Genomic DNA, 14,301 nt, shown 5'->3' with positions numbered 1-14,301 from the left:
ACTTTGCCAACGGTAGAGATATATGATACAACCCTGCGGGATGGCACCCAAGGAGAGGGTATTTCACTGTCAGTGGATGACAAAATTAAAATAGCATTGAAACTGGATGCCATGGGCTTTCACTATATCGAAGGTGGTTGGCCAGGTTCTAACCCCAAGGATATGGAATTTTTTCAAAAAATAAGCCAATACCGGTTTAAAAATGCCCTTGTCACCGCCTTTGGCAGTACCCGCAAGCCGGGCATAGGCGTTTGGGAGGATGCCAATTTAAAGGCAATTATAGAAAGCGGAGTAAAAGCTGCGGCCATATTTGGCAAGTCCTGGGATTTTCATGTGACCCAGGCCCTAAAAACAAGCCTGGAAGAAAACCTAAAGATGATTGAGGAGACCCTTGCCTACCTTAAAAGCCAAGGCTTGGAAGTAATTTACGATGCAGAACACTTTTTTGACGGCTACAAGGCCAACAGCCGGTACGCCATGGCCACCCTGGAAGCGGCCTGCCGCGGTGGGGCCCGGACGGTGGTGCTGTGCGACACCAACGGGGGCACCATGCCCAATGAGGTCTATGAAATTGTGAAGGAAGTTGCCCGCCAGATCAAGGTGCCGCTGGGCATCCACGCCCACAACGACTGTGAATTGGCGGTGGCCAACAGCCTCATGGCGGTAAAGGCCGGGGCAAGCCAGGTGCAGGGCACGGTAAACGGTTACGGGGAAAGGTGCGGCAACGCTAACCTGTGCTCGGTTATTCCCAACTTAAATTTCAAATACAAGATCCAGAGCATACCCCAAGAAAAGATGGTGCATTTAACTGAAATGTCCCGCTATGTCAGTGAGGTGGCCAATGTCAACCCCAACCCCACCCAACCCTTTGTGGGCAGCAGTGCCTTTGCCCACAAGGGCGGCATTCATGTTAGCGCCTTGATGAAAAACGCATCCACCTATGAGCACATGGAGCCGGAACAGGTGGGCAACCAGCGCAAGGTTTTGGTATCTGAGTTATCAGGTATTTCAAACCTATTGTATAAATTTAAAGAACTCAATGTGAACATGGAAAAACAAAGCCCTGAGAGCCGCCAGCTGCTAGAGGAAATTAAACATTTAGAGAATAAAGGCTACCAGTTTGAAGCGGCGGAGGGGTCCTTTGAGTTATTGATGCGCAGGGTCTTTAACGGCTATAAGGAACCCTTTTCACTGCAAAACATACGCATTATTATGGAACTTAAAGAAGACCAGCCGGTATATTCCGAGGCTGTAATTAAAATGAAGGTCAAGGATGACGTGGTGCATACCGCAGCCGAAGGCAACGGTCCGGTAAACGCCTTGGATAACGCCCTGCGCAAAGCCCTGGTGGGGGTATATCCCGCAGTAAATGATATGAAGCTAAATGACTATAAGGTGCGGGTGCTGGATGAAAAGGCCGGCACCGAGGCGCTGGTAAGGGTGTTAATTGAAACCGGCGACGGGCGCCGTTCCTGGAGCACCGTCGGGGTATCCACTAACATTATAGAAGCCAGTTGGCAGGCCTTGGCAGACAGTATGGCCTACGGCCTGTTGGAAAATGAAAACTAAGGGCGAATATTTACAACATATATTATTTAAAGGGGCACAAATTTTAGTGCCTCTTTTACTGTTTTCAACATTTTATCACGCTACATTATTTAACCCGGGGCATATTAATAGTATAATAAAGGTGCTTTTAAACTTTTACGGTTTTTACAAACACCGCTGCTAAGGAGGGTGGGTCCTTGCTTGACCAACTGCAGGCTTTAAATAATATACCTTTTTCTTTTATCAGTATACTTGATATTTTGATTGTGGCCTTTGTCCTGTACAAGCTGATGCAGGTAATCAAAGGCACCCGTGCAGTACAGCTGATAAAAGGAATTGTGGTACTGCTTGTGGCCACCACCTTAAGCAGTTGGCTGCAGCTGCATACCATTAACTGGCTGCTCACCCAAACCATGTTTGCCTTGGTGGTTGCTCTGCCCATTGTCTTCCACCCGGAATTGCGCCGGGCCTTGGAACAATTGGGCCGGGGTAAATTTTTTGCCCGCAGCCTGATCAACATGGGGGAAGAGGATAAGTCACGGATGATCAATGAAGTGGTGCGGGCAGTGCAGGTGCTTTCTAAAAATAACATGGGTGCCTTGATAGTAATTGAACGGATCACCGGTTTAGAAGAATATATTGATACCGGTGTAAGAATAGACGGTTTAATTAGTTCTGAATTCATCGTCAACCTTTTTGTGCCCAAAACGCCCCTGCATGACGGTGCCTGTATTATTAGGGGCGACAGGGTTGCCGCGGCGGCTTGTTTTTTACCCCTAACCGAAAGCCAGCTGGGCCATAATTTAGGTACCCGCCACCGGGCAGGGGTGGGCATCACAGAGTATTCCGATGCCCTGACCATTATTGTTTCCGAAGAGACCGGTGATATTTCCCTGGCCCATGAGGGAGTGCTGCACAGAATGCTTGACGAGTCCACCTTAAAACAGCGGCTAATTGAATCTTTACAACCAAAACCTGCCCCCAACTTGACAAATTTCTGGAAGAGAAGCGGTGGTAGCCAATGAAGCTGTTTAACTTTAAATCCAGGGCTTGGCAAAGATATTCACTGATGCTGGTATCCCTTATGATTGCAGTGATACTGTGGGTGTATGTGAACAATGTGCAAAGCCCCCTACAAGAACAGGAATTCCGCGTGGCACTGGAGGCGGTAAACCTGCCCGAGGAGATGATAGCGGAGGGTTTGCCGGATCGGGTAAGTGTGCGCGTAAATACAATTAATCTCAGGGTTGCAGGGTTGGCACCGGAAGACTTCAGGGCAGTGGTGGATTTTTCTGAAGCGACCATGGGGGAAAACATGCTGCCGGTACAGGTAACTGCCCCGCCGGGTGTTCAAGTGGCACAGGTTATTCCCAATACCGTTGCGGTAACCATTGACCAGATGGTACAAAAACAGGTGCCGGTGCAGGTCTTTTTGCAGGGTAACCCCCAGCCCGGTTTTTCCGCCGGGGATCCTCTCATAGTGCCCAACGCTGTGCTGGCCCGGGGTCCCGGCAGGCTGGTCAATGCCATAGAGCAGGTACCCGTAACGGTAAATGTGGAGGGGGCCAATCAAAATATAGATTATTCCCTGCCAATAACAATACATCAGGGGCAGGTGCGGCTTTCCCCTGAAGTGGTGCGGGTGGTTGTGCCCATTAATGTGAGTGTGCCCCACAAAACTGTGCCAATTCGTGTAAGCACCATCGGCGCCCCTGATGAGGAATACCAGGTGAGCTCAACGGCGGCAGAGCCGGCGGTGGTACAGGTTTACGCCTCCGCAGAGGTGCTGGCCCGAATATCAGAAGTAGTCACCGAACCAATAAACCTAAATGGCCTAAAGGACAATGTAAAGCGCACTGTAAACTTGCAACTGCCCCAGAACGCAGTGCTGCTGCAGCCGGACAAGACGGAGGTAAAGGTGGAGTTGGTTCAAAAACCTAAGTCAACGACACCGGAACAGCCGCCGGAAGGCGATGGGGAGGCAGAGGAGCAAAGAGAGCAGTAAGTGCATTTTGCAGAAATATATAATATAGCAAAAAATTGACAATGGCATTTGCCGGCAAGTATAATAGCATTGTTTCATTATGCAAAATGCCATTATTAGGTTTTTTGAAAGGGGAATACTATGGCAAAACTTTTTGGTACGGACGGAGTGCGGGGTGTGGCCAACCGCGAACTGACCCCGGAACTGGCCTTTAAACTGGGTCGTGCCGGTGCCGTGGTGCTGGCCGGCCAAGGTGAAGCAAATAGAGTGGTAATAGGCAGGGATACCAGAATATCCGGTGATATGCTGGAAGCAGCCATGGTGGCCGGTATTTGTTCGGTGGGGGTGGATGTCTATAAGGTTGGCATAGTGCCCACGCCGGCCATAGCCTATTTAACCAGAGAATTGGGTGCGGCAGCGGGGGTGGTCATTTCAGCGTCCCACAACCCGGTGGAAGACAACGGCATTAAATTCTTTGGGCCCAGCGGTTACAAACTGAGCGATGAAATAGAAGAAGAAATTGAATCTTTGGTGTTAAACGACCAATATTCATATCCTGCGCCGGTGGCCGGCCAATTGGGCCGCGCCTACCAAATAAATGATGCCGTTGACAGGTATGTTAAATATGTCCGAAAAACGGTGGACGGCAACCTAAAGGGGTTGAAAATAGTGGTGGATTGTGCCAACGGCGCAGCCTACCGGGTGGCACCCCAGGTGCTTGAAGAATTGGGTGCAGAGGTAATACCTATTTTTAGCTACCCCGACGGTGTAAATATTAACGATGGCTGCGGCTCTACCCATCCGGAAGTGTTAATGAAAAAAGTTGTTGAACAGGGTGCCGACCTTGGTATTGCCTATGACGGGGATGCTGACCGCTGCCTGGCGGTTGATGCCGACGGCCGCTTGGTGGACGGCGATCAGATTATGGTTATTTGTGCCAAGTATTTAAAAGGCAAAGGCAAACTGCCCCTGGATACGGTGGTGGTAACGGTGATGAGCAACCTTGGACTGCATACCGCCCTGAAAGAGAGCAACATTAAGGTGTTGGAAACCAAGGTGGGCGACCGCTACGTCTTGGAAAAAATGATGGAGGCTAAGGCGGTCTTTGGCGGTGAGCAGTCGGGTCACATTATCTTTTTGGACTATAACACCACCGGGGACGGTGTAATTACTTCACTGCAATTATTGTCGGTGCTGAAAGAAACAGGCCAATCGCTGGCCCAGCTGGCCGGTCAAATGCAGCGCTATCCACAACTTTTAAAAAATGTACGGGTGGAAGATAAAGATGCAGTGATGGAAAACGAAAAACTGGCCCAAGCCATTGCCGAGGCGGAAAAGTACCTGCAGGGTGAGGGACGGGTTTTGGTACGCCCATCGGGTACGGAACCCCTGGTGCGGGTAATGGCCGAAGCAAAGGATGAGCAGAAGCTAAACGAAGTGGTAGATAAATTGGTGGCATTGGTAAAAAGTTTGAGTTAAACACATCAATTTGGATGTATCTTTGTGGGGTCTCAATTTTTACTTGGGGCTCAACTTTTCTGTGGTGCGGTGTCCCATCCATATGTATGTAAGGGTTCGATTTATCGAACCCTTTAAATTATGATTATACATAATATGTCTATTGTTAAGGGTAGGGTTTATGGTGTAAAATATACTAGTTGAATGAATGATTATACAAAAGGGGATGTTTGCAGTATGGATAGAAAAAATGTGATCATTATTGGGGCTGCGGGAAGGGATTTCCACAATTTTAATACATATTATCGGGACAAGGAAAATTACAGGGTGGTGGCCTTTACTGCCGCTCAAATCCCAGATATAGATAACAGAAAATACCCGGCTGAACTGGCGGGCAGTTTGTATCCGGAAGGTATTCCGATATATTCTCAGGATATGCTGCCTCAACTAATTAAAGACTTAGAGGTAGATGAGTGTGTTTTCGCCTACAGTGATGTAAATTATCAAACTGTGATGGGTGTAAGCGCCATTGTAAATGCAGCGGGTGCCGATTTTAAACTTATGGGCCCCGGCTATACAATGTTAGAAAGCAGCAAGCCTGTCATTTCGGTGTGTGCCGTAAGAACCGGCTGTGGAAAAAGCCAGACCTCACGCAAGGTTATTGAACTGTTAATGGAAAATAATCTCAAAGTGGTTGCGGTGAGACACCCAATGCCCTATGGCGATCTTGCGGCACAAAAGGTGCAGAGATTTGCCACCCTAGAGGATTTAAAGAAACACAATTGCACCGTGGAGGAAATGGAAGAATATGAACCGCATGTCATAAGGGGAAACATTATATACGCCGGTGTTGATTATGAGGCAATTTTAAGGGCGGCGGAAGAAGACGCCGACGGCTGCGATGTTATTTTATGGGACGGCGGAAACAATGACTTTTCATTCTACAAGCCGGATTTAGCCATCACGGTATTGGATCCGCACCGCCCCGGCCACGAATTAAACTACTATCCGGGAGAGGTGGCCCTAAGAACGGCGGATGTGGCAATCATTAATAAAATTGACAGTGCCGACGGCCATTCGATAAATATGGTAGAAGAAAATATTAAAAGCGTAAATCCAAAGGCTGTAATAATTAAGGCTGAATCTAAAATTAACGTGGACAATGCGGATTTAATTAAAGGAAAGAGAGTGCTGGTGGTGGAGGATGGCCCCACCCTCACCCATGGTGAAATGAAGCTGGGGGCGGGAACCATTGCGGCACAGCGTTTTGGCGCTAAGGAACTGGTAGATCCCCGCCCGTATATTGTAGGTAAGCTTAAGGACACCTTTGAAACTTACAAGGACATTGGTGCCCTGCTGCCTGCCATGGGCTACGGCGAGCAGCAGTTAAAAGACCTGGAAGAAACAATTAACAACACCGACTGCGATGCCGTTATTATCGGCACCCCAATTGATCTGACCAGGGTTATTAACATTAATAAACCTTGTACCCGTGTGCATTATGAGCTAGACGAGGTGGGCAGCCCCAATCTCACTGAGGTAATCAATGATTTTATAAAAAAACATAACCTCTAATGGAAATCCCCTGTAATGCAGGGGATTTCATGCCTAAGGGGCTTCAAAATTTGGTACCGGCTGAGGGCAATATATGTGCTATAATAAAAGGGTTTAAAAGGCTATAATTAAAATATAAATTTAATTTTTATTAAGGAAGGAATCCAATGTCTGAGCAAAATATTACTAGAATAAACCTGGACGGTAAAGAAATTATAATCATTGGAACAGCCCATATATCTAGGCAAAGTGCAGAACAAGTAAAGGAAGTTATTGAAACTGAAAGGCCGGATACCGTTTGCGTGGAGCTGGACGAGCAAAGGTATCAATCCATCAAAGCCCACGACCAGTGGAAGAAGATGGATATATTTAAGGTTATTAAAGAAAAGAAGGCAACTTTTCTTCTGGTAAATCTTTTTCTATCCTCGACACAAAAACGCCTGGCAAAGCAAATGGATATTAGGGCGGGTAAAGAACTAATTCAGGGTATTGAGTCGGCAAATGAAATAGGTGCTGAATTGGTGCTGGCCGACAGAAATATACAAACCACCTTTTTGCGCATATGGCACAGCATGGGGTTTTGGGGTAAGATTAGATTATTCTGGGAAATTTTGCTGGGTATTTTTAGCGATGATGAGATTACAGAAGAGGAATTAGAACAATTAAAAACCCAGGACATGCTCAACGCAATGCTCAGTGATTTTTCGCAGTCTTTCCCGGAATTAAAGAGGCCTTTAATAGATGAACGGGATCAGTATTTATCTCAAAAGATTAAAGATGCACCGGGGGAAAAAATTGTGGCCGTGGTAGGGGCGGCACACCTTCCGGGCATAAAAAAAGAGATTACCAAGGAACATGACCTAGCGGCTTTAAATAAAATACCCCCCAAATCTAAGACAGTGAAAATCATTGCTTGGACTATTCCGATACTTATTTTAAGTATGATTGGATACAGTTTTTATCTGAACCCCTCCCTTGGCATTGACCAAACTGTAACTTGGGTGTGGTGGAACTGTTTGTGTGCATCAATAGGGGCTGCTCTGGCCTTGGGGCATCCTCTTACCATAGCCTCTGCTGCCCTTGTATCACCCATAAGTTCCTTAAATCCCTTGCTGGCAGCCGGCTGGTTTGCAGGAATTGTACAGGCCTACCTGCGGCGGCCGACGGTGGAAGATTTTCAAAACTTGCCGGAAGATATTTTAAGTGTCAAGGGATTTTGGAGAAACAAGGCAACCAGGGTTTTGTTAATCGTGGCCTTGACCAACATAGGCAGTTCTCTGGGGGCAATTATTGGCGGAGCCAATGTAATAAATTTATTTATAAAAAATGTATAGACAATCAAGAGGGTAGCGGCAAACAAAAAAGCCATCCCTGTATTTAATACAGGGGTGGCTTTAGCCGTCTTACTGGGCAAACTGACTTTGATACAAGTCTGCATAAAAGCCTTTTTTATCAAGAAGCTGTTGATGGGTTCCCTTTTCGATTATACGGCCCTTGTTCATTACTAAAATAACATCAGCATCCTTAATGGTAGATAGACGGTGGGCAATGACAAAGCTTGTTCTGTTTTTCATGATACGCTTCATTGCCTTTTGGATATGCAGCTCAGTTCTTGTATCTACACTGCTGGTTGCCTCATCTAAAATTAAGATTTTTGGGTCGGAAATAATTGCCCGGGCAATGGTCAATAACTGCTTTTGTCCCTGGGAGATATTTGAGGCATCCTGCTCAAGGACTGTATCATATCCATCGGGCAGTTTGCGAATAAAATCGTCGGCATATGCCGCACGGGCGGCTGATTTAATTTCCTCATCGCTGGCATCTTTTTTGCCGTAAGCAATATTCTCCTTAATTGTCCCGCTGAACAGCCAGGTATCCTGTAAAACCATTGCAAAAATACTGCGCACCTGTTCCCGTGATAAATCGGTGGTCTTGATGCCGCCGATCTGTATTTGTCCGCCGTCAAGTTCATAAAAACGCATGAGTAAATTAATCAGTGTTGTCTTACCTGCCCCGGTTGGACCGACAATGGCAACCATTTGGCCCTCTTTCACATCGATATTCAAGTCCTTTATCAGCAGCTCATTTTTATCATAACCGAAGGCTGCCTGTTTAAAGGCCACATGGCCTTTAATGGCATCAAGCTCTATGGATAAACCCTCTTCCTCTTTTTCTTCTTCTTCGTCTAATAAGGCAAAGATTCGTTCCGCAGAGGCCAAAGCATTTTGAATGGTATTGGCAATACCTGCAATTTGCCCCATGGGGTGGGAGATTTGGTGGGTATATTGAATAAAGGCCTGCACATTTCCGATTAAAATGCTCTGGTTTATCACAAGCACACCGCCTACAATGCTGACAAAGACAAAGCCTAGGTTTCCGATAAAGGCCATCAAGGGCATCATAATGCCGGAAATAAATTGGGCACGCCAGCCTGCGGCATACAGGCGGTCATTCATTTCGTTAAAGCGTTCAATTGCTTTTTCCTCGTGGCCGAAGGCTTTGACCACCTGGTGGCCGCTAAACATTTCTTCCACATGGCTGTTTAATTGCCCTAGCTCCCTTTGCTGATCCCTAAAATACTGCTGTGAATATGAAGCGATTATTCGTAAGGTTAACAAACTTAGGGGAATGGTTATGAAAACAACCAGGGTTAATAGGGGGCTAATATACAGCATCATGGCAATAATGCCCACTATGGTGATGACAGAAGTAATGATTTGTGGCAATCCCTGCTGCAGGGAATAGGTGATGTTGTCAATATCGTTCACTGCCCGGCTTAACAGCTCTCCGTGGCTATGCCGGTCATGAAATTTTAAGGGAACCCGGCTTAATTTATCATTTACTTCCTTCCTTAAATTGGCAAGGGTTCGCTGTGAGACACCGGCCATTAAATACTGCTGTAGAAAAGAAAACAGTGAAGCAAAGAGGTAGAGAGCGAGCAAGGTCAGGGCAACCCGGCCGATAAAGGCAAAGTCAATGGCGGTACCTCTTGTGACACTGTCAAAAATTGATGTGGTGGCACTGCCTAATATAATGGGGCTAAGCACATTAAAGACAGTGGAAAAGAGAGCAAAGGCCGCCACTGCCATTATTCTCTTGCGCTCAGGCTTTAAGTAGCTTATTAAACGCAGCAGTGTTTTCTTAAATTCCGCCGGTTTTGTTACCGGCTGCTGCTTTCTTCGCCACCTACTCATGGCCCCCTTCCTCCTTTGTGTACTGTGATTCAACAATTTCTTGGTAGACCCTGTTTTCCCTTAATAGCTCTTCATGTCTTCCTATTCCCACTATTTCCCCTTGCTCTAAAACAATAATTTGATCGGCATCCTTTACGGTGCTGATCCGCTGCCCCACATAAATCATGGTTGCGTCTTTAATATAATCTTTTAGGGCTTTTCTTAACCTTGCATCTGTTTTGTAATCCAGGGCAGAAAAACTGTCATCAAAAATATAGATTTTTGGTTTGCGAATTAATGCCCGGGCAATGGACAGCCGCTGCTTTTGGCCGCCGGACAAATTGCCGCCGGATTGATAAACCATGGCATTGATGCCGCCTTCTTTTTCATTGACAAGGTCGGCGGCTTGGGCAATTTCCAGCACCTGAAGCACCTCTTGGTCTGTTGCGTCGGGCTTGCCAAGGCGAATATTTTCTGCAATGGTTCCGCTAAAGAGTGTAGCCTGTTGTGGCACATAGCCAATCCTTTGCCGCAGTGTCTTTTGAGTCATCTGCTTGATGTCCACGCCGTCAACTAAAATTACCCCCGACTTTGGATCATAGAAGCGAAGGATCAGCTGTATTAGGGTAGATTTACCTGCCCCGGTGCTGCCTATAATGGCCGTTGTTTCCCCCGGTTTAGCCAAAAACGAAATGTTTTTAAGGGCAGGTTTTTCCGCTCCGGCATAATAATAGGTCACATTTTTAAATTCAACATAACCCCTTTGGCTTCTTTCTTGGACCGCCGCTTCGGGGTCCGCAATTGCCCCTTTAACCTGCAGCACTTCATTGACACGCTTGGCAGAGGCTTGGGCCCGTGGAATCATGATAAAGGTCATTGACAGCATGATTAAGGACGTAAGAATAAAGGCTGCGTATTGTATAAAGGCCATCATATTTCCCACCTGCATGTGGCCCTGATCAATGCGAATGGCACCAAACCAAATGATTGCTACGTTGGTGAAATTCATAATGATCAGCATGGCCGGGAAAAGGGTGGCCAGCATTTTACTTACCCTTATTCCCGTATCCCTAAAGGCTTCATTTGCTTCATCAAAGCGTTTTTTTTCATCCTCAACCCTGTTAAAGGCACGGATGACCCGTACTCCGGTTAGGCTTTCCCTAATTACCAAATTCAACCTGTCCGTTTTCTGCTGCAGGGTTGCAAATAGCGGGATTGCCTGGCGCGCAACAAGAAAGATAACCGCACCCAAAAGGGGTAAGGCCACTAAAAAAACGAGGGAAAGGGTTGCCTCTCTTGACACTGCTAAAATGATGCCTCCGACCAGCATTAAAGGCGCCCTGGTCATTATTCGGAGCAGGACATTTAATACATCTTGTATTTGCTTGATATCGTTGGTGGTTCTGGTAATAAGCGATGCGGTACCAAACTGATTAAAGCTTTCCAGTGAGAAGTTTTCCACATGAACAAACAAATCCCGTCGAAGCATTTTTCCAAACCCAAGGGACACCTTGGCAGATAAATAAAAGGCGGCAATGGTAAAAATAATGGCAAGGATGGAAATAATAATCATCCATCCACCGGTTTTCAAGATATAGGGAATGTCCCCGTTGACAATCCCAACATCCACCACATTTGCCATTAGCGTGGGCAGTAAGAGTTCCAGAAATGTACTCACCAATGTTAAAACAACAATGAGCACCACTGAAAATCCATAGGGTTTTAAATACTTCAACAATGCCAGCATAAAATAAACACTCCGGATGTTTTGATAATTACAATATTATCATATCCTATATAACCATATTTCTTCTATAAGGGGCAAGGGCAGCATTAAACTATAAATTAAATTTGGGGCCGACTAAGGTCGGCCCCAAAGGGGTTTACATTACTTGTATTTTTCCTTATCCTTTTCCCTGATGGCAACCCGGCGGATTTTACCGCTGATGGTTTTAGGAAGCTCATCCACAAACTCGATTACCCTGGGGTATTTATAGGGGGCGGTTGTTTTCTTAACGTGATTCTGTAATTCCTTAACCAGTTCATCACTGGGTTGGTAGCCCTTGGATAAAACAATGGTGGCCTTCACTACAACCCCCCTGATGGGGTCCGGCACTCCTGTCACCGCTGACTCCAAAACAGCCGGGTGTTCTGCCAGGGCTGATTCCACCTCAAAGGGTCCGATCCGGTAGCCGGAAGATTTAATGATGTCATCATTTCTGCTCACATACCATACAAAGCCCAGCTCATCGCGGTAGGCAGTGTCCCCGGTATGGTATATGCCGTTATTCCATGCTCTTTGGGTGCCGGCTTCATCCTGATAGTAGCCCATGAACAGACCCAGTGTTTTATTCCCAGTTCTTTCAGCCCTAATACAGATTTCGCCGGTAACTCCCGGGTCAACCTCATTGCCGTTCTCATCCAAAATAACCACTTCATAACCGGGGGTGGGCAGGCCCATTGAGCCCGGTTTCGGCTGTACCCAGGGATATAAGGTAGAGCAGGTAAGTGTTGTTTCTGACTGCCCAAAGCCCTCAAATATTCTCAATCCGGTGGCTTTTTTCCACTGATGATAAACTTCGGGATTTAGCGCCTCACCTGCTGTAACGCAGTGTTTTAAAGCTGATAAGTCATATTTACTCACATCTTCCCTCAGCATAAATCTGTACATGGTGGGCGGGCAGCAAAAGGTGGTAATCTTATATTTAGCCAGCTTTTCCAGGATATCGGCAGCTTTAAAAGTATCGAAGTCATAGGTAAAAACTGCTGATTCTGCAAACCATTGGCCATAAAATTTGCCCCACAGGGACTTTAGCCATCCGGTGTCGGAGATGGTGAAGTGTAAGCCCCCCGGTTCGGCCCGATGCCAAAAGACACCGGTTATGATATGACCCAAGGGATAAGAATAATCATGGGCTACCATTTTTGGATAACCGGTGGTACCCGATGAAAAGGCCATAATCATCATATCGGTAACCTTTGTGGCTTCTTCTCCGGTTGGCCGCTGCCAATTGTCAGAGGCAGCTTCAATACCGGCCTCAAAGTCCAGCCATCCCTCTCCTGCATCCTTATGCCCGGTAACGGCTTTTAACTGGACGGTATCACATTCTGGAACTGCCTGATCAAAGTGCTGGGTGCAATCCCCGTCACCGGTTATCACTGCCATTTTTATGCCTGCCGACTGGCAGCGATAGACGTAATCTTTGGCGGTTAACAGGTGTGTGGCCTGCACAGCCACAGCGCCGATTTTATGTAGCGCCAGCATGGCATACCAAAAGAGATAGTGTCTTTTTAATACCAGCAGTACAAAGTCGCCTTTTTTTATACCCAGGGACTTAAAATAATTTGCCGTTTTGTCTGACCAATACTTCATGTCTTTAAAGGTAATTCTCTTTTCTTGGCCGTCTTTGCCCACCCACAGCATTGCCAGCTGGTCAGGCTTATCCTCTGCCAGCTTGTCCATCACATCATAGGCAAAGTTAAAGTTGTCCGGGTAATATATGGCATAATTTTTATATAAATCTTCCAGAGTGGCAAAATCATCACGGTTTCTGCCAATATATTTCTCATAAATAATCATAAGCGGCTCCTCCTTTATTTAATGACAATTGCCAGAAACTTCGCCGGGGTATCGCCTAGGGTCTTCATGGCGTGAGGAACCGACGAATCGAAGTATACGCTGTCACCTTCGTTGAGGGTATAAACCATATCCCCGATAAAGAATTTCATACTTCCCGAAACCATATAGTTAAACTCCTGGCCTTCGTGGGAGTGGCGTTCCGGTGTGGCATCGCCGCTTGGTTCCACAGTGACTAAAAACGGTTCGGCTTTTTTATCGCGAAAAGTATAGGCCAGATGTTTGTAGCTGTAGGCCTTTCTCCGGTTAATATCATAGCCGCCACCGGCCCTTACTACGCTGCACAGTGAAAGCTTGGGACTTTCACCGCTGATAATATCCAGCACGTCTACCCCTAAAACACTTGCAACATTATACAAAAAACTAAAAGAAAAATCTTTTTTACCTGCTTCATAAAGCAAGTAATCTTCCAGCGGGATGTCAAGTTCCTCCACAATTTGCTCAGGCGTAAAACCCATGGATTCCCGCAGCATGGATAAACGCGCCCCCATGTCTTTTAATTGCTCAGTTAGAATAATAATCGCCCCTTTCTAGCTGTAATACTTTTTAGTATAGTTCATGAATTAATAAATATTCGATCAAGGTTATAGTATTCTTCTATATTATATATAAGAAACTAAACTAATGGGAGTGGCTTTTTGTATTTTTATCTAAAATATGAGTTTCGATAAATTCGTCGACCCCCAATAGTGCAAAAACCCCTGGAGGTCGACGGAAAAATCTTAAAAAATATTGGTGTTTTTGAAGGATTTCTGCTTAAGTTTATGGTAATATAAGCTGTAATATAAGAAAATATTAGCAACTTAGTCCATTTTATAGTAAAATAACACTGTTTTATAGTGCCCAAAGTGGGTTTGTAGCCTACCTATAAGGAATTGAAACTTTGCTCCCCCTTAAAATTTTTATAACACGACCAAGTTTGTAGCCTACCTATAAGGAATTGAAAC

The 14,301-nt window shown here is 46.0% G+C and carries 10 protein-coding genes; 6 read left to right on the top strand and 4 right to left on the bottom strand.

From position 1 onward, the window contains the following. The first annotated feature begins 3 nt into the window (after nucleotides 1–3). From cimA to BR02_RS0110065, 6 genes are all read left to right on the top strand, one after another. Entirely contained in the window at nucleotides 4–1,569 is a 1,566-nt protein-coding gene (cimA, locus tag BR02_RS0110095; protein WP_031516755.1) for a citramalate synthase, read from the top strand. 176 nt (nucleotides 1,570–1,745) lie between these two features. Then, nucleotides 1,746–2,573, top strand: coding sequence for a diadenylate cyclase CdaA (gene cdaA, locus BR02_RS0110085; protein ID WP_031516753.1), 828 nt, complete (start codon nucleotides 1,746–1,748; stop codon nucleotides 2,571–2,573). Beyond that, nucleotides 2,570–3,553 (top strand): CdaR family protein, encoded by a 984-nt coding sequence (locus BR02_RS0110080; RefSeq protein ID WP_051688264.1) that lies wholly within the window; start codon nucleotides 2,570–2,572, stop codon nucleotides 3,551–3,553. The genes cdaA and BR02_RS0110080 overlap by 4 nt, the downstream gene beginning before the upstream one ends. A gap of 120 nt (nucleotides 3,554–3,673) precedes the next feature. Further along, the gene (gene glmM, locus BR02_RS0110075) at nucleotides 3,674–5,011 is read left to right on the top strand and encodes a phosphoglucosamine mutase (RefSeq protein ID WP_031516750.1); all 1,338 of its coding nucleotides are present in this window, start codon (nucleotides 3,674–3,676) and stop codon (nucleotides 5,009–5,011) included. 216 nt (nucleotides 5,012–5,227) lie between these two features. Further along, on the top strand, nucleotides 5,228–6,565 hold the full coding sequence (locus BR02_RS0110070) for a cyclic 2,3-diphosphoglycerate synthase (RefSeq protein WP_031516748.1): 1,338 nt from the start codon (nucleotides 5,228–5,230) through the stop codon (nucleotides 6,563–6,565). 146 nt (nucleotides 6,566–6,711) lie between these two features. After that, nucleotides 6,712–7,878, top strand: a complete 1,167-nt coding sequence (locus tag BR02_RS0110065) for a TraB/GumN family protein (RefSeq protein ID WP_031516746.1) — start codon at nucleotides 6,712–6,714, stop codon at nucleotides 7,876–7,878. 69 nt (nucleotides 7,879–7,947) lie between these two features. On the opposite strand, the gene BR02_RS0110060 is transcribed toward BR02_RS0110065, so the two are convergent. The 4 genes from BR02_RS0110060 to BR02_RS0110045 all read right to left on the bottom strand — a co-directional run bounded on the left by BR02_RS0110060 (nucleotide 7,948) and on the right by BR02_RS0110045 (nucleotide 13,845). Then, nucleotides 7,948–9,738, bottom strand: a complete 1,791-nt coding sequence (locus BR02_RS0110060) for an ABC transporter ATP-binding protein (protein WP_031516744.1) — start codon at nucleotides 9,736–9,738, stop codon at nucleotides 7,948–7,950. Then, nucleotides 9,731–11,464, bottom strand: a complete 1,734-nt coding sequence (locus tag BR02_RS0110055) for an ABC transporter ATP-binding protein (protein ID WP_031516742.1) — start codon at nucleotides 11,462–11,464, stop codon at nucleotides 9,731–9,733. Before BR02_RS0110055 ends, BR02_RS0110060 begins: the two co-directional genes overlap by 8 nt. A gap of 141 nt (nucleotides 11,465–11,605) precedes the next feature. After that, complete coding sequence (locus BR02_RS0110050; protein WP_031516740.1) at nucleotides 11,606–13,297, bottom strand: AMP-binding protein; 1,692 nt, start codon at nucleotides 13,295–13,297, stop codon at nucleotides 11,606–11,608. A gap of 14 nt (nucleotides 13,298–13,311) precedes the next feature. Further along, the gene (locus BR02_RS0110045; RefSeq protein WP_031516738.1) at nucleotides 13,312–13,845 is read right to left on the bottom strand and encodes a cupin domain-containing protein; all 534 of its coding nucleotides are present in this window, start codon (nucleotides 13,843–13,845) and stop codon (nucleotides 13,312–13,314) included. Between the last annotated feature and the right edge of the window lie 456 nt (nucleotides 13,846–14,301).

Source organism: Desulfofalx alkaliphila DSM 12257, from assembly GCF_000711975.1.
Classification (GTDB): Bacteria; Bacillota; Desulfotomaculia; order Desulfotomaculales; family Desulfohalotomaculaceae; genus Desulfofalx; species Desulfofalx alkaliphila.
This window is presented reverse-complemented; position numbering and strand designations above follow the sequence as displayed.